The following is a 14,683-nucleotide window of genomic DNA, read 5'->3' as shown; positions in this document are numbered from 1 at the left end:
TCCATGGACCGCATGCAGGGGATGACGGCCTTCGTGGCCGTCGCCGAGGAGAGGAATTTCGCCGCCGCTGCCAGGCGAATGGGCATGTCACCGGCCAGCGTCACGCGCGCAATCGCAGGCCTGGAGGAGCACCTGGGATTGAAGCTGGTCTTCCGGACCACGCGCAGCGTCCGCCTGACCGAGGCCGGGGACCGCTACCTCGACGACGTGCGCGTGATCCTCGCCAAGATCAACGAGGCGAACGAGTCGGCCGCCAGCGCGCAGCAGGTGATGCGCGGGCACTTGAATGTCACGGCGCCGGTGCTGTTCGGCGCTCTGCATGTGGTTCCGTGCGTTGCCCGCTACCTCGATCAGTTCCCGGAGATGACGGTGTCCGGCTACTTTCTCGATCGCGTCGTGGATCTGGTCGAGGAAGGCATCGATGTCGCCGTGCGTATCGGCGGCAGGCCGGGCCTGGCCATGCAGGGCATCGCAGTGGGTGGCACGCGCCGGGTGCTCTGCGCCTCGCCCGCCTATCTGGCGGCGCGTGGAACGCCGCAGCACCCCGCGGAGCTCGAACACCACGACATCATTGCCGCCCAGGGCATCTCGCCCGTGGACGACTGGAGCTTCCGCTCGGAGTCGATGGACCTGACGGTCCGGGTCGCGCCGAAGCTGACCGTCTCCAGCAATGACGCAGCGCTGACGGCCGCGACGCTGGGCCTGGGCATCACGCGGCTGTTCCATTACCAGATTGCCGCTCTCGTCGCCGAGCGCCGATTGCAGATCGTGCTGCCCGAGCACGAAGGCGCGGCATGGCCCATCCACGTGGTCTACGACGTCGACGGCGCGTCCGCCAAGGTCCGCGCTTTTGTCGAACTGCTGGTCGCGCACCTGTCGCACCCGGGTGCCGACGCGTGACCGCGCTACATCTGCACGAGCAGAACCGCGTCGGACGAGGCCCACGAGACGCAGGGGCAGAAGGAGTGCGCGCGCTGGGCTTCGGTGAGGCAGTTGTCCCGGTGCAGCGGCCGGCCGCCCGTGTAGCTCGCGATGCAGGCACCGCATTCACCCCGCTTGCAGTCCGAAGGTATCCATGCGCCAGCGGCTTCCATCGCTTCCAGCAGCGTGGTGCCCGGCTCGACCTCGAGATCCAGCGCCGACTCCGTCATCGTGACCCGAACCGTCCCGTCGCTTGCGGACCAGGCCGGGCCGAAGCTCTCGAAGTGGACGCGCGGTCTCGCCAAGCCGCTGCCTTCGGCGGACAGGCGGACCTCGTCGATCAGCGATCCCGGGCCGCAGACGTACAGATGCGTGCCGACGTGGTCCCGGTGGTGCGCCACGAGGGCTTGAACGTCCAGCCGCTGCGCAGGCTCCTCGCGCGTGAAGTACAGCGTGCATCGGCCCGCGTGATCGCGCAGCAGCGCGTCATGGAAGGCCATGTCGCCACGACTCATGGCGGCGTAGTGCAGCTCATAGGACATGCCGGCCTGCTTCAGCCGCGAGGCGATGCCAAGCATCGGCGTGATGCCGATGCCACCGGCGATCAGCACATGGTGCAGGCCCGCGGAGGCGATGCCGAATTCGTTGATCGGTGCAGACACCTCCAGTTCGTCGCCGATCGACAGCGCGTCGTTCAGGAAGACGGAGCCGCCGCGCCCGAATGCGTTGCGCTTGACCGCGATTTCGTAGCAGGTACCGTCGCCGCCATCGGAAACCAGCGAGTACTTCCTGAAGGCGGCGGCTTCGCCCAGCGGCAGGCCGACTTCGATGTGGGCGCCGGGTTTGAAGCTCGGCAACGGACTGCCATCGGGGTTTTGCAGCCGGATCAGCCGGATGTTCGGCGTGAGCATCTCGACATGGGTTACGCGCAGCAGCATCGGTCAGTGTCCTGCGGGAAGGAATGGGGAGGCGTCGACGAACTCGCTCTGGAGCTGGTCGGGAAGCGGGCTGTCGATCCATCGGTCGACCGTGAATTCCCAGAAGCGACCGGTGCCGCCGGTGACATCGTCGGGATCGGGCTGGTCCCAGAACATCTCGACGGTGCCGGTCAGCTGCAGCATCCGGCGCCGCGCATAGTCCGGGAACGTCAGCCCGGCTCGGGGATTCAGCAAGAAGTTGCCGAAGCTGTTGAACATGCTGTTCCCGTTGTAGTCGGGGATTCGCAGCACGCCGTTCGGCTGGATCTTGACGAACCCGATCGGGCCGCCACGGTGCGAACAATCGGCGCCGTGGACGTCGTGCGCGGAGGCGAGGAAGAAGGTGTCCGCGTGCGTGATCAATTCGATCTGCGCCGGCGCCAGTGCCGTGCCACGCTGCGCCGTTGGCAGCGGCGGCTGCTGTCCGGGCGCCTCCAGGCTCAGGGTTCGACGCTGGATGTACCGCGGGCAGATCGGCACGGACTCGGTGACCTGGACGATCAGTTCCTCGCCTTGCAGGTGAGCGTCGCCATTGACCTTCAGGCGCTTGCGCGTCTGCAGGTCCAGCAGCAGCAATCCAATGCGATCGTCGCGCCGGAGGTTGTCCCAGAGCGGGTCGTGCGGCTGTTTCGCGACCTTGGAGAGATCGACGCTCAGGCTCGCCGCGTCGTCGCTTGGGTTCAGGAATCCCGCCTCGCCGATCAGGACCGAGGCCCAGACCTGGCCCTCGGCATCCACGCTGGCGGCGTAAAGCATCTTCTGCTGGCGCACGAAGGGCAATGCGCCGCGCACGATTCGCTGGTCGACATTCGCGCCATTCCTGGCCGCGATATCGGCTTCCTGCGCATTGCGTTGCGCGATCAGTTCGCCTTCATGAAATTTCGCTGTTCTCATCTCTGATCCAGAAGTTCTTCAATGGATGACATCTCTCTGATGACGGTGTTCGTGGCCGTCGGCGACCGTCTGAGCTTTGCGGGCGCGGCCCGGCAGCTCGACCTCTCGGCGGCGGCCGTGACGCGGGCGATCCAGACGCTGGAGCAACGACGTGGCACGCCGCTGCTCGTCCGCAGTTCCCGTCGCGTCACCCTCAGCGAGGCGGGCGGGCGCTACCTCGAGGACGCCCGCACCATCCTTCGCCTCTTGGCGGATGCCGAGGCCCGAGCGGTCGGCGTCAACGCGGCGCCGCAGGGCCTTCTGCGCGTGACGGCGCCCGTGATGTTCGGGCGCCTGTTCATCGTTCCCGGCATCGCGGACTACCTGCAGCGCTACCCGGAGATGGCGGTCTCCGCGACCTTCGTCGACCGGAACGTCAACCTGATCGACGAGGGTTTCGACATCGCCGTGCGGATCGGGCAACTTCCGGATTCCGGCATGAAGGCACTCAAGGTCGGGCAGGTCGGCCGATGGGCATTCGCGTCACCTGAATATCTTGAGAAATACGGAATCCCCCAACACCCGCTGGACCTTCACCAGCACCGAATCATCGCGACGGATGTTTCCTCATCGCAGTCGATACTGAGATTCGGATCGCGTGAATCTCCGATTTCCGTCAAACTGAAATCGGTATTCGGCGTGACCGGCAGCGATGCCGCGATCGCGGCGGCATTGCAGGGCGTGGGAATCATCCATCTACCGGTTTATCAGGTGAAGGATCAAGTGGCCAACGGTGCGCTCGTTCCGATACTCCGGGAGTATTCCGGGGAGTCCTTGCCGATACACCTGCTCCATCGCGAAAGCCGGTTCGGCTCGTCGAAAGTCCGCAATTTCATCGATCTGATCGCGGACCGGCTGCGGGCAGAACCGTCCTTGCATTGAAAGGTCGGCCCCAGGGTTCAGAAGGTCAGGACTGTGAAGCCGTCCGCGATCAGTTCGCCGATGCTCGGCAGGCCCGACGTCCCCGGCACGCTATTGCCGGAAACCAGGTCGAATCCATTCTTGATCGCGGCCTCGCGCGCGCCGAAAACATCGGCACAACCACTCGAAACCCCTTTGACCTTGTCTTCGACGGCCTTGAAGAGCGCGTTCACCGGATGGTCGGGATTCTTCACGACGCCAGCCCAGCGGGTGCCGGTGCCTTGGAAATAAACCGCCACTTCGGTATTGCGCTGCTTGAAGTCGTAAGCGGTTGCCAGGCCGTTGAACAGGCGGCCCAGAGCTTCTTCACCGGCGTTGGCATCCGAGAGAATGAAAATAGCGACCTTCATTTTTAATTCCTTTTGAATTTGAGATATTTCGACAATCGATTCAATTTCGACTGACGATTCAAATTCTAGGAATAACGACCTCTTTCGAATACCAGCCGCTCCGAAACTCATCGTTTCGCCGGGCGAGGGTCGGGCGCTGGCAGCGCGTCCACCCGCCAGCCGGCTTCGGCTTCCCGCACGACCGCGCCGACCCAGTCCACGAAGGCCCGCACGGTGGGCGACAGGTGGCGGTTCTTGGGATAGAGAACCGACAGCGGTACGGCGGGCGAGGGCACATCGGTCAGCACGCGGCGCAGGCGCCCGCTGATCAGGTGCGGCAGCACCATGTAGCTGCCGGCCCGGATCAGGCCCAGGCCTTCGAGGGCGCAGGCGACATAGGCATCGGTGTCGTTGATGACGAGGCGCTCGGCCACGCGGACGAAGCGGTCCTCGCCATCGACGACGAAGTGCCAGTCCAGCGTTCGCGCGGTCCGGCTGGACAGGTAGCCGACGGCGTGATGGTTTGCCAGGTCTTCCAGCGAGGTCGGCGTGCCGTGCTCCGCGAGGTACTGCGGCGATGCACAGGTCACCCAGTCGAAGGCGCCGATCCGCCGGGCCACCAGTGTTGGCGAGTCCTCGGGCGTACCCGCTCGAATGACGCAGTCGATGCCCTCCTGCACCAGCTCAACCGTCCGGTCCGCCACCGTCAGCGTCAGTTCGACGTCGGGAAACCGCGACTGGAACTGGTGGATCGCCGGCAGAACCACGAGCCGGGCAAGCGACAGGGTCATGTCCACGCGCAGCCGCCCGCGCGGCCGGCCGGCGCTCCCGGGGAAGCCGGACTCGACGGCCTCGATCTCCGCCAGCAGGCGCCGGCAGTGGTCGTAGTAGAGCGTGCCGTCCGGGGTCAGGCTGATGTGGCGCGTGGTCCGCTGCAGGAGGCGCACGCCCAGGAAAGCCTCCAGTTCCTTCACCGCGCGGGTGACCCGCGACGGCGGCAGCGAGAGGCTCTCGGCGGCGCGGCCGAAGCTGTGCATCTCGACGACGCGGGCAAAGATCTGCATCGACTTCAGGCGGTCCAACGGTAGGCCTCTGCTTGATTGATTTTTTCGAAGGCGGCAACAAGACGCCAGCTATTCATCAGGTGATAGGCCATTTTCTCGCTGAATTCTTCTAAATCAGGCAAGAAATTTCGCCAGATTCAGGACTGGATCGGCTTGCGCACGAAGCTCAGACTGCGACCCGTCTTCCACGTCGAGTACGTCGCATGAACCCCCTCAAGAAGCATCCCCTGGCGATCGCCACGGCCACCGTCGCCCTTGTCACCGCCGGCAGCCTCCTCTGGCCACAGGGCCCCGAGGCCCACGCCGAAGCGGCCGCCCCTTCGCCCACCGTCAAGGTCCGGCCGGCCGCGCTGCGCGCGGTGTCCGACTCGCAGGACTACACCGGGCGCCTGGAGGCGGTGGATGTCGTCGATGTCCGGCCCCGGGTTCCGGGCACCTTGCTCGCAGTGCACTTCAAGGACGGGCAGCACGTCCGCCAGGGCGACCTGCTGTTCACCATCGACCCGGCGCCGTTCGAGACCCAGGTGCGCCAGGCGCAGGCCGACCTGGCCGGCGTCGAGGAACGGCAGCGGCTGGCGGACCTCGAACTGGCGCGGGGCCGGCGGCTGCTGGAGGCGAACTCCATCGCGCGCCGGGAGTTCGATACCCTGGACAACGCCGCGCGCCAGTCTGCCGCTGCGCTCCGAGGCGCCCAGGCGGCGCTGGCCCGCGCGCAACTGCAGCTCGGCTACACGCAGGTCCGCGCGCCGATCGCCGGCCGGCTCTCGCGTGCCGAGATCACCGCCGGCAATGTGGTCGGTGCCGGCGGCGACGCCGCGCCGCTGACCCGCATCGTGTCCGACGGCAAGCTCTACGCGTCCTTCAACGTGGACGAGCAGAGCTACCTGCGCTTGATCGCCCCCTCACTGCGCGCCGGCGCGCGGCCGCTGGTGAAGGTCGGCCTGGCGAGCGATGACGGCTATCCCTACGCGGCCACCATCGAGGCGCTCGACAACCAGATGGACACCCGCTCGGGCACCGTGCGCGTGCGCGCCCGCATCGACCAGGTGAGCCCCGAGATGCTGCCGGGCCTTCAGGCGCGCATCCGCCTGCAGGGCGGCACCTCGTACGAGGCCGTGATGGTCGACGACGCCGTCGTCGGTACGGACCAGGACCGCAAGTACGTGCTGGTCGTCAACGCGGAGAACAAGGTCGAGCGGCATCTGGTCGAGCTCGGCGCACTGCAGGGCGGGCAGCGCGTGCTGCGCAGCGGCGTGACGCCGGGCGCCCGGGTCATCGTGGATGGCGCCTTCCTCGCACCGCCGGGTACCGCCGTGACCGCGATTGCCGCTGACACACCCAAGGAGTCGACAAAGGCCGCCGTCAAGGCCGCCGCAGGAGACCGGTCATGAACCTTTCCAAGTTCTTCATCGACCGGCCCATCTTCGCCTGCGTGCTGTCCGCGCTGATCCTGCTGGCGGGCATCGTCGCGGCGCTGCACATGCCGGTGTCCGAGTACCCGCAGGTGATTCCGCCCTCGGTCGTCGTCCATGCGCAATACCCCGGCGCGAACGCCAAGACCATCGCGGAGACCGTGGCGGCACCGCTGGAGCAGTCCATCAACGGCGTGGAGAACATGCTCTACATGGACTCCAAGGCCAGCGGCGACGGCCACCTGTACCTGACGGTGACCTTCAAGCTCGGCACCGATCCCGACAAGGCGCAGCAGTTCGTGCAGACGCGGGTGTCCCAGGCGCAGGCCCGGCTGCCGGAGGACGTGCAGCGCCTGGGCGTCACGGCCGTCAAGAACTCGCCGGTGATCACCATCGCGGTTCACATGGTGTCGCCCAAGGGCACCTACGACAACAACTACATCAGCAACTACGCGATCCTGCATGTGAAGGACCGACTGGCCCGCATCGCCGGGGTGGGCGATGTGGTGATCTGGGGGCCGGGCGGCTATGCGATGCGCGTGTGGCTCGACCCCGCCGCACTGGCCGAGCGGGGCCTGAGTGCCAACGATGTCGCCGACGCCATCCGGCGCCAGAACATGCAGGCCGCGGTCGGGTCCATCGGCAGCTCGCCGACGACGCCCGACACCGCCTTCCAGCTCAACGTCAACGCCGACGGCCGGCTCAAGTCGCCCGAGGATTTCAAGAACATCGTCATCAAGTCCGACGCTCGCGGCGCGATCACGCGGCTGGGTGACGTGGCGCGCGTGGAACTCGGCGCGGAGGACTACGGCATCCGCGCGACCTTGGACAACGCGCCCGCCGTTGCGGTGGCCGTGCAGGAGGCGCCCGGTGCGAACTCGCTGCAGATCTCCCGCGAGGTGCACCGCACGATGGAGGAACTGGCCAAGGACTTCCCCGAGGACGTGGTCTATCGCGTCGTCTACGAGCCCAGCCGCGCGATCCAGACCGGCATCGACGCGGTCTTCGAGACCCTGCTGGAATCCGTGGCCCTCGTGGTGCTGGTCGTGTTCGTCTTCCTGCAGACCTGGCGTGCCTCGCTGATCCCGCTGCTGGCGGTGCCCATCTCGATCGTCGGCACCTTCAGCTTCCTGCTGCTGGCGGGCTACTCGATCAACACCTTGTCGCTGTTCGGCCTGGTGGTCGCCATCGGCATCGTGGTGGACGATGCCATCGTGGTGGTCGAGAACGTCGAGCGCAACATCGCCCGTGGCCTGAGCCCTCGCGAGGCCACCTACCAGGCGATGCGCGAGGTCAGCGGCCCCATCGTCGCCATCGCGCTGACGCTGTCCGCGGTCTTCCTGCCGCTGGCCTTCCTCAGCGGCCTGACCGGCGAGTTCTACAAGCAGTTCGCGGTCACGATCGCCATCTCCACGCTGATCTCGGCGGTGAATTCGCTGACGCTGTCGCCGGCTCTTTCGGCGCTGCTGCTGAAGGCTCACGGCGACAAGCCCGACGCGGTCACGCGCCTCACGCAGAAGCTGTTCGGCCGCGGCTTCGCGCGCTTCAACCGCAGCTTCGATCGCGCCTCGGAGGGCTACGGCGGCAGCATCGGCCGACTGCTCAAACACAAGGGCGCCTTGCTGCTCGTCTACGCCGGCCTGCTGGCGGCCACCGCGTGGCTCACCGGCCACGTGCCGGGCGGCTTCGTGCCCGCGCAGGACAAGGAGTACCTCGTGAGCCTGGCCCAGCTGCCCGAAGGCTCCACGCTGGATCGCACCGAGGCCACGATGACCCGCATGAACGAGATCGCGCTCAAGCATCCCGCCGTGATGGGCACTTCGAGCTACAGCGGCCTCTCGATCAACGGCGTGACCAAGAGCTCCAGCACCGCGCTGACCTTCGTCCTGCTCAAGCCCTTCAAGGACCGGCCGGGCATCAGCGCCGACCAGGTGGCGGCCGACCTGCGCCGCGAGTACGGCAATATCGGCCACGCCTTCACCGGCGTGTTCCCCCCGCCGCCGGTGTACGGCCTGGGCACGACGGGTGGCTTCAAGCTGCAGATCGAGGACCGCGCCGACCTCGGCTACGAGGCGCTCTACCAGGCGACGCAGGCCTTCATCAAGAAGGCGTCCGAGGCGCCGGAGCTGAGCCCGCTGTACTCGACCTACACGGTCAACGTGCCTCAGCTGAAGCTGGACATCGACCGTGCCAAGGCGCAGCAGCTCGGCGTGGATACGCCGGCGGTGTTCGGCACCTTGCAGGCCTTCCTCGGCTCCTACTACGTCAACGACTTCAACTTCCTCGGTCGCGTCTACCAGGTGCGGATGCAGGCCGACAGCCGCTTCCGCGCCAAGCCCGATGACATCGGCCAGCTGCACGTGCGCAGTGAGTCCGGGCAGATGATTCCGATCGCCTCGCTGGCGACCGTGAGCCAGGCCTACGGCCCGGACCAGGTCCAGCGCTACAACGGCTTCACCGCGGCCGACGTGAACGGCGGTCCTGCGCCCGGTTACTCGTCGGACCAGGCGATGACAGCGATCCAGCGCATCGCGGCCGAGACCTTGCCGCCGGGCATGAGCTACGAGTGGACCGACCTGACCTACCAGCAGATCATCGCGGGCAATAGCGCCGTCTGGATTCTGCCGCTGTGCGTGCTGCTGGTGTTCTTCGTGCTGGCCGCGCAGTACGAGAGCCTGACCCTGCCGCTGGCCATCATCCTGATCATCCCGATGAGCGCGTTCTCGGCGCTGCTGGGCGTGTGGCTGACGAAGGGCGACAACAACATCTTCACGCAGATCGGCCTGATCGTGCTGGTGGGCCTGGCGTCTAAGAACGCGATCCTGATCGTCGAATTCGCACGCGAGCTGGAGATGGCCGGCATGTCCACGCTGAAGGCGGTGATCGAAGCCTGCCGTCTGCGCCTGCGCCCGATCCTGATGACCTCTCTGGCCTTCGTGATGGGCGTCATCCCGCTGGTCTTCTCGGCCGGCGCGGGCGCGGAGATGCGCCAGGCCATGGGCATCTCCGTGTTCTTCGGGATGCTGGGCGTGACCTTGTTCGGGCTGTTCCTGACGCCGCTGTTCTACGTGGTCGTCCGCGCGCTCGGCGGCGGCAAGCCGCTGCGCTCCGCCGCACTGCATGACGCACCGGCGATCGTTCCCCACCACCTTGAACTGAATCAGCCGGAGGCCCGCGCATGAACCGCCATCTGTCCCTGCGCGCCGTCGCTCTTGCGGTGGGCGTCATGATCCTTTCTGCATGCTCCGTCGTGCCGGTCGAACAAAGGCCCGCGTTCGAGCTGCCCGCCCGTTTCGCCGAAGCCGGGCAGCTGATGCCCACCGAGGAACCCGGCCGGTGGCAACCCGCGGAACCCGCCGACCGGCAGGCGCCGTCTCCCTGGTGGACGGTGTTCGGCGACCCGGTGCTGGTGGGTCTCGAAGAAGAGGCGTTGCAGGCCAACCCCGACGTCGCCATCGCGATGGCGCGGCTGCAGCAGGCGCGTGCGCTGACGGCCCGCAGCGAGTCGGCGCGGATGCCGGCGATCGATGCCGGCTTCGGTCCCACCCGCCAACGCAGTTCCGGCGATGGTGCGCCGGGAACCGCACAGACGCTGTGGCGCGCGCAAGCCTCGGTCGCCTACGAGGCCGACCTCTTCGGCCGGGTCTCCGCCAGCGTCGCCGCCGCGCAGGCCGACGCGGCCCAGCAGCAGGCGCTGGCGCACCAGATGCTGCTGCTCGTGCAGGTCGACGTGGCGCGCACCTATTTCAGCCTGCGACAACTGGAAGGCGAGCGCCGCCTGCTGCGCGAGACGGTGGCGCTGCGGGAAGAGGCCGCCGGGCTGCTGGAGCGCAAGCTGGGCCTGGGCGCGGTCGCCAGCTACGTGCTCGACCAGGCCAGGACGGAGCTGTTCTCTGCCCGCGCGGAGCAAGTGGCGGTCGAGCAGCAACAGGCCCTGGCCGCACATGCGTTGGCCACGCTGCTGGGCAAGTCGCCGGCGGCGCTTGCACTGCAGGTCGCACCGCTCACACCGGTGACGGTGCAACTGCCGCCAGGCCTGCCTTCGGCCCTGCTGGAACGACGCCCCGACATCGCGGCCGCGGAGCGGGCCATGGCCGCCGAGAACGCGCGCATCGGCGCGGCGAAGGCAGCCTTCTTCCCGTCGCTGTCGCTGACCGGCGCTTTCGGCTACGAGTCGACCGAGCTGGGTCACCTGACGAACTGGTCGCAGCGCACATTCCTGCTGGGGCCGCTGGTGGGCACGGCCCTGAGCCTGCCGCTGTTCGATGGCGGGCGCCGCCAGGCCGAGCTGGACCGCGCTCGCGGCCTCTACGAGGAACGTGTGGGCGCCTATCGGAAGACGGTGCTGCAGGCCTTCCGCGAGGTCGAGGACTCGCTCGTCTCCTTGAGGACCGTGGATGAGCGCCTCGTCCATCAGCGCGGCGCGGAGCAGGCCTCCTCCAGCGTCGCCCGATCCGCCAGGTCGCGGTTCGACGAAGGCGATGTCGACTACCTCGTGGTCGTCGACGCGGAGCGCACTTTGCAGCGCAGCCGTCTGTCGCTGATCCAGTCGGAAGGCGAACGCGCGCGGTCCACCGTCGACCTGGTACGCGCGCTTGGCGGCGGCTGGGCCGTTCCGCCCGCCGAGAGGGTCGGCACCCGCGACTGATCCGGGCGCCCGCCCGATGTTCATCTCACCTGGAGAGTTCTTTGATGTCCATCTCGGACCTGTTCAAACCCTTGCCCTTGCTGCACGGCCCGGCCATGCGGAACCGGCTCATGCTCGCGCCGCTCACCAACCAGCAGAGCGACACGGACGGCTCCGCCTCCGAGTTCGATCACGACTGGATCGAGCAGCTGGCGCAAGGCGGTTACGCGCTGATCCATACCTGCGCGACGACCGTCGAGGCCGGTGGCATCGCCTTCGCCCGCCAACTGGGCATTCACAGCGACTCCCACCTGGCCGGGCTGGCCCGCATCGCCAGCACGATCCGCGAGGGCGGTGGCCTGTCTTCGGTGCAACTGCACCATGCCGGGCATCGCGCGAATCGTCTGTTGGGCGGTATCCCCTCGCCGGCGTCCGGTGCCACCTTGCCCGGTGTCCGCGCGCTGAGGACCGAAGAGGTCGAGCGGATCCGCGACAGCTTCATCGCCGCCGCGAAGCGGGCAGGGCGGGCGGGCTTCGACGGCGTGGCACTGCATGGCGCCTTCGGCTGGATCCTGTCGGAGTTCATGTCGCCGGCCCTGAACGACCGGACGGACCGGTATGGCGGCAGCGTGGAGAACCGCGCCCGCCTGACGCTGGAGGTGATGGAGGGCATCCGCCGCGCCTGCGGCCCCGACTTCCAGATCGGATGGCGCCTGTCGGTGGAGCGCTACGGGCTGCGCCTGGAGGAGCTGCGCGACATCGCCGCCCACATCCTCGACCGCGAGCTGATCGACTACCTCGATCTGGCGCTCTGGGATTCTGCGCAGATCGTGCGCGAGGGCGCCCTCCAGGGCCGGACCATGCTGAGCGTCTTCACCAGCATCCCGCGCAAGGGCGTGCGCATCGGCGCGGCTGGCCGGGTGATGAGCGCCGAGCGTGCCGCGCAACTGCTGGAAGAGGGCTGCGACTTCGTCCTGATCGGCCGCGCCGCCATCCTGCAGCGGGACTTCCCGCATCGGGTGCGAGCCGACCCGCGCTACGACAGCCCGCAACTGCCGGTGACCGCGCAGTTCCTGCGCGCGGGCGGACTGAGCGAACGCTTCATCGACCACATGCGCGGCTGGCCGCAGTTCGTACAGCCCCACAGCCTTTGAATGTCATTTCTTTCCAGGAGCAAGCCATGAGCGATACCCCTTTTGAAAACCAGCCCGCCGGCTACGTGCCACCCAAGGTCTGGACGCCGAAGCCGGCCCACGGCCACGCGTTCGCCAGCATCAACAGCGCCGTCTCCGGCGCCCGGTTCGAGAAGGAGCTGCCGGTCGGCAAGCACCCGCTGCAGCTTTATTCGCAGGGCACACCCAACGGACAGAAGATCACCATCCTGCTGGAGGAGTTGCTCGTGGCCGGCCACGCTGGCGCCGAGTACGACGCCTGGCTGATCAACGTCTTCGAGGGCGACCAGTTCGGCAGCGGCTTCGTCGGCATCAATCCGAATTCCAAGATTCCCGCGTTGGTCGACCGATCGATGGATCCGGCCATCAGCATCTTCGAAAGCGGTTCGATCCTCGTCTACCTGGCGGAGAAGTTTGGCGCATTCCTGCCGACCGATCTGCGAGCCCGCACGAAGACCTTCAACTGGCTGATGTGGCAGATGGGCGCGGCACCCTTCGTCGGCGGCGGGCTCGGGCACTTCTTCGCCTACGCGCCGTTCAAGATCGAGTACGCGATCGACCGCTATGCGATGGAGACCAAGCGCCAGCTGCATGTGCTGGACACCCATCTGGCCTCTCACGAGTACCTGGCCGGCGACGAGTACACGATCGCCGACATGGCTGTGTGGCCCTGGTATCCCACCAGCCTGTTCACCGTGTACGGCACCCATGAATTCCTCGCGGTCGAGGACTACCGGCATCTGATGCGTTGGCAGAAGTCGATCGCCGCGCGGCCCGCCGTCGCGCGCGGGCGGGTCGTCAACCGGATCAATGGCAAGCCCGGCGAGTGCCTGCGTGAACGCCATTCGGCGGCGGACTTCGATTCGCTGACCTGATGCCCTCTCTCTACTTCCTCATCGAACCTTGTGACTCTTATGAAGCTGTATTTCTCCCCTGGCTCCTGTGGACTGGCCTCGCAAATCGCCCTGCGCGAGGCGGCGCAGGAATTCGACCTGATCAAGGTCGACTTCAAGACTAAGCTCACCGCTGAAGGCAACTATTTCGAGGTCACGCCGAAGGGCATGGTCCCGGCGCTGAAGCTCGACAGCGGTGAAGTGCTGACCGAAGGTGCCGTCATCCTGCAGTGGATTGCCGACCACCACCCCGCGAGCCATCTCATCCCTGCGCACGGAACGATGGCCCGCTACGAGGCCATGCAATGGTTGAACTACATCGCGACCGATCTGCACAAGGGCATGGCGGTGATGTTCTCGCCCTACGTGGACGAAGCGTCGAAGTCCCGCTTCGCGGAGGGCAACCTGTCCGAACGCTTCGCGTACATCAACGCGCATCTGGCCGAGCGCCCGTTCCTGCTGGGCGAGCAGTTCTCGGTGGCCGACGCGTATCTGTACAACGTGCTGTGCTGGCCGGTGCGCGTGGGCATCGACCTGTCGAAGTACGACGCCATCCAGGCCTTCATGGCCCGCATGGCGCAACGTCCCAGCGTGCGGGCATCGCGGAAGGCCGAAGGGCTGCCGGTTCGCTAGGCGCGCTCGCAACGGCATGGCGCCGCTTCCACACCCTGACCCCATCGACGAACACGAACAGTTCCCCGGGCTCCATCGCGATCCACGGTTCGTCGTGGGTCAGCGGCTCGGTCGCCAGCAGGGCCATGCGGTCGCCTGGGCCGTTGGCATCGCTGAGGTCCAGGCTCAGGTCCGTGTCGACCAGGCGCACGCGGGTGAAGGGATGGCGGCGCGTCAGCCAGTGCAGCCGCGTGCTGCAGTGGGCGTAGATCGCGTGGCCGTCGGTCAGCAGGAAGTTGAACGTGCCATGCGCGCTCAGCTGCGCGGCCAGCTCGCTCAGCACCGGGGCCAGGTCTTGCCAGCGAGGCCGTGACGGCCCGGGGAAGCAGCTGTCGAGCTGCTGCATCAGCCAGCAGAAGGCCGCTTCGCTGTCGGTGCTGCCGACCGGCTGGTGCCGCGCATCGAGCGCCGGTGCGAAGGACTTCAGGTCGCCGTTGTGGCAGAAGGCCCATTGCACCCCGCGCCACTGGCGCTGGAACGGATGGCAGTTGGACAGCTGGACCGGCCCCTGCGTGGCCTTGCGGATGTGGGCGAGCACCGAGGTGGCGCGGATCGGATGTTCGCGCAGGAAGGCGGCCAGCGGCGAGCGGCTGGCCGGCGCATCGTCGATGAAGACGCGGCAGCCGCTTTCGCCGTGGAAGGCAATGCCCCAGCCGTCGGCGTGGTCGCCGGTGTTGCCGCCGCGCGAGGAGAAGCCGGTGAACGAGAAGGTCACCGCGCTCGGGGCGTTGCTGTTCAGGGCGAAGAGTTGGCACATGGCAG

The 14,683-nt window shown here is 67.2% G+C and carries 13 protein-coding genes; 8 read left to right on the top strand and 5 right to left on the bottom strand.

The window, feature by feature from the left end; genetic code table 11:
- The first annotated feature begins 3 nt into the window (after positions 1-3).
- Positions 4-900, top strand: a complete 897-nt coding sequence (locus tag SNE35_RS19805; protein WP_320424721.1) for a LysR family transcriptional regulator — start codon at positions 4-6, stop codon at positions 898-900.
- A gap of 5 nt (positions 901-905) precedes the next feature.
- On the opposite strand, the gene SNE35_RS19800 is transcribed toward SNE35_RS19805, so the two are convergent.
- Together SNE35_RS19800 and SNE35_RS19795 are read right to left on the bottom strand one after the other, a co-directional pair.
- On the bottom strand, positions 906-1,859 hold the full coding sequence (locus tag SNE35_RS19800) for a PDR/VanB family oxidoreductase (RefSeq protein ID WP_320424720.1): 954 nt from the start codon (positions 1,857-1,859) through the stop codon (positions 906-908).
- A gap of 3 nt (positions 1,860-1,862) precedes the next feature.
- Positions 1,863-2,690, bottom strand: a complete 828-nt coding sequence (locus SNE35_RS19795) for a pyridoxamine 5'-phosphate oxidase family protein (RefSeq protein ID WP_320424719.1) — start codon at positions 2,688-2,690, stop codon at positions 1,863-1,865.
- 123 nt (positions 2,691-2,813) lie between these two features.
- Between SNE35_RS19795 and SNE35_RS19790 the strand changes: the two genes are divergently transcribed.
- Positions 2,814-3,713 (top strand): LysR family transcriptional regulator, encoded by a 900-nt coding sequence (locus tag SNE35_RS19790; protein ID WP_320424718.1) that lies wholly within the window; start codon positions 2,814-2,816, stop codon positions 3,711-3,713.
- Between the two features lie 17 nt (positions 3,714-3,730).
- On the opposite strand, the gene SNE35_RS19785 is transcribed toward SNE35_RS19790, so the two are convergent.
- Both SNE35_RS19785 and SNE35_RS19780 read right to left on the bottom strand, forming a co-directional pair.
- A complete protein-coding gene (locus SNE35_RS19785) occupies positions 3,731-4,102 on the bottom strand; it encodes a DsrE family protein (protein WP_320424717.1) in 372 nt (123 codons plus the stop codon).
- A 107-nt stretch (positions 4,103-4,209) separates the two neighbouring features.
- Positions 4,210-5,163: a LysR family transcriptional regulator gene (locus SNE35_RS19780; protein ID WP_320424716.1), complete on the bottom strand. Its 954-nt coding sequence runs from the start codon at positions 5,161-5,163 to the stop codon at positions 4,210-4,212.
- 185 nt (positions 5,164-5,348) lie between these two features.
- On the opposite strand from SNE35_RS19780, the gene SNE35_RS19775 reads away from it, so the two are divergent.
- From SNE35_RS19775 to gstA, 6 genes are read left to right on the top strand one after another with little or no spacing between them, the layout of a single operon-like run.
- Positions 5,349-6,536, top strand: coding sequence for an efflux RND transporter periplasmic adaptor subunit (locus SNE35_RS19775; RefSeq protein ID WP_320424715.1), 1,188 nt, complete (start codon positions 5,349-5,351; stop codon positions 6,534-6,536).
- Positions 6,533-9,739, top strand: a complete 3,207-nt coding sequence (locus SNE35_RS19770) for an efflux RND transporter permease subunit (RefSeq protein ID WP_320424713.1) — start codon at positions 6,533-6,535, stop codon at positions 9,737-9,739. Before SNE35_RS19775 ends, SNE35_RS19770 begins: the two co-directional genes overlap by 4 nt.
- On the top strand, positions 9,736-11,205 hold the full coding sequence (locus SNE35_RS19765; RefSeq protein ID WP_320424712.1) for an efflux transporter outer membrane subunit: 1,470 nt from the start codon (positions 9,736-9,738) through the stop codon (positions 11,203-11,205). The genes SNE35_RS19770 and SNE35_RS19765 overlap by 4 nt, the downstream gene beginning before the upstream one ends.
- A 44-nt stretch (positions 11,206-11,249) precedes the next feature.
- Entirely contained in the window at positions 11,250-12,338 is a 1,089-nt protein-coding gene (locus tag SNE35_RS19760) for an NADH:flavin oxidoreductase (protein WP_320424711.1), read from the top strand.
- 26 nt (positions 12,339-12,364) lie between these two features.
- Positions 12,365-13,231, top strand: coding sequence for a glutathione-dependent disulfide-bond oxidoreductase (yghU, locus tag SNE35_RS19755; RefSeq protein WP_320424710.1), 867 nt, complete (start codon positions 12,365-12,367; stop codon positions 13,229-13,231).
- A gap of 39 nt (positions 13,232-13,270) precedes the next feature.
- Positions 13,271-13,882 carry a glutathione transferase GstA gene (gstA, locus tag SNE35_RS19750; protein ID WP_320424709.1) on the top strand — a complete coding sequence of 204 codons (612 nt, stop codon included), beginning with the start codon at positions 13,271-13,273 and terminating at the stop codon, positions 13,880-13,882.
- Here gstA and SNE35_RS19745 read toward each other — a convergent pair.
- Positions 13,812-14,678 carry a class II glutamine amidotransferase gene (locus SNE35_RS19745; protein WP_320424708.1) on the bottom strand — a complete coding sequence of 289 codons (867 nt, stop codon included), beginning with the start codon at positions 14,676-14,678 and terminating at the stop codon, positions 13,812-13,814. The two genes, gstA and SNE35_RS19745, sit on opposite strands and share 71 nt — an antisense overlap.
- Positions 14,679-14,683 lie beyond the last annotated feature (5 nt).

The sequence above is a fragment of the Roseateles agri genome (genome assembly GCF_034043675.1).
Lineage (GTDB): Bacteria > Pseudomonadota > Gammaproteobacteria > Burkholderiales > Burkholderiaceae_C > KK5.
The sequence above is the reverse complement of the archived record's forward strand: the minus strand, read 5'-3'. Positions and strand labels throughout refer to the sequence as shown.

Bases quoted from the DNA above. Each gene is read 5' to 3' on its own strand.
- SNE35_RS19805 (WP_320424721.1), top strand. From the start codon at position 4: ATGGACCGCATGCAGGGGATGACGGCCTTCGTGGCCGTCGCCGAGGAG.
- SNE35_RS19800 (WP_320424720.1), bottom strand. From the start codon at position 1,859: ATGCTGCTGCGCGTAACCCATGTCGAGATGCTCACGCCGAACATCCGG.
- SNE35_RS19790 (WP_320424718.1), top strand. From the start codon at position 2,814: ATGGATGACATCTCTCTGATGACGGTGTTCGTGGCCGTCGGCGACCGT.
- SNE35_RS19785 (WP_320424717.1), bottom strand. From the start codon at position 4,102: ATGAAGGTCGCTATTTTCATTCTCTCGGATGCCAACGCCGGTGAAGAA.
- SNE35_RS19775 (WP_320424715.1), top strand. From the start codon at position 5,349: ATGAACCCCCTCAAGAAGCATCCCCTGGCGATCGCCACGGCCACCGTC.
- SNE35_RS19770 (WP_320424713.1), top strand. From the start codon at position 6,533: ATGAACCTTTCCAAGTTCTTCATCGACCGGCCCATCTTCGCCTGCGTG.
- SNE35_RS19765 (WP_320424712.1), top strand. From the start codon at position 9,736: ATGAACCGCCATCTGTCCCTGCGCGCCGTCGCTCTTGCGGTGGGCGTC.
- SNE35_RS19760 (WP_320424711.1), top strand. From the start codon at position 11,250: ATGTCCATCTCGGACCTGTTCAAACCCTTGCCCTTGCTGCACGGCCCG.
- yghU (WP_320424710.1), top strand. From the start codon at position 12,365: ATGAGCGATACCCCTTTTGAAAACCAGCCCGCCGGCTACGTGCCACCC.
- gstA (WP_320424709.1), top strand. From the start codon at position 13,271: ATGAAGCTGTATTTCTCCCCTGGCTCCTGTGGACTGGCCTCGCAAATC.
- SNE35_RS19745 (WP_320424708.1), bottom strand. From the start codon at position 14,678: ATGTGCCAACTCTTCGCCCTGAACAGCAACGCCCCGAGCGCGGTGACC.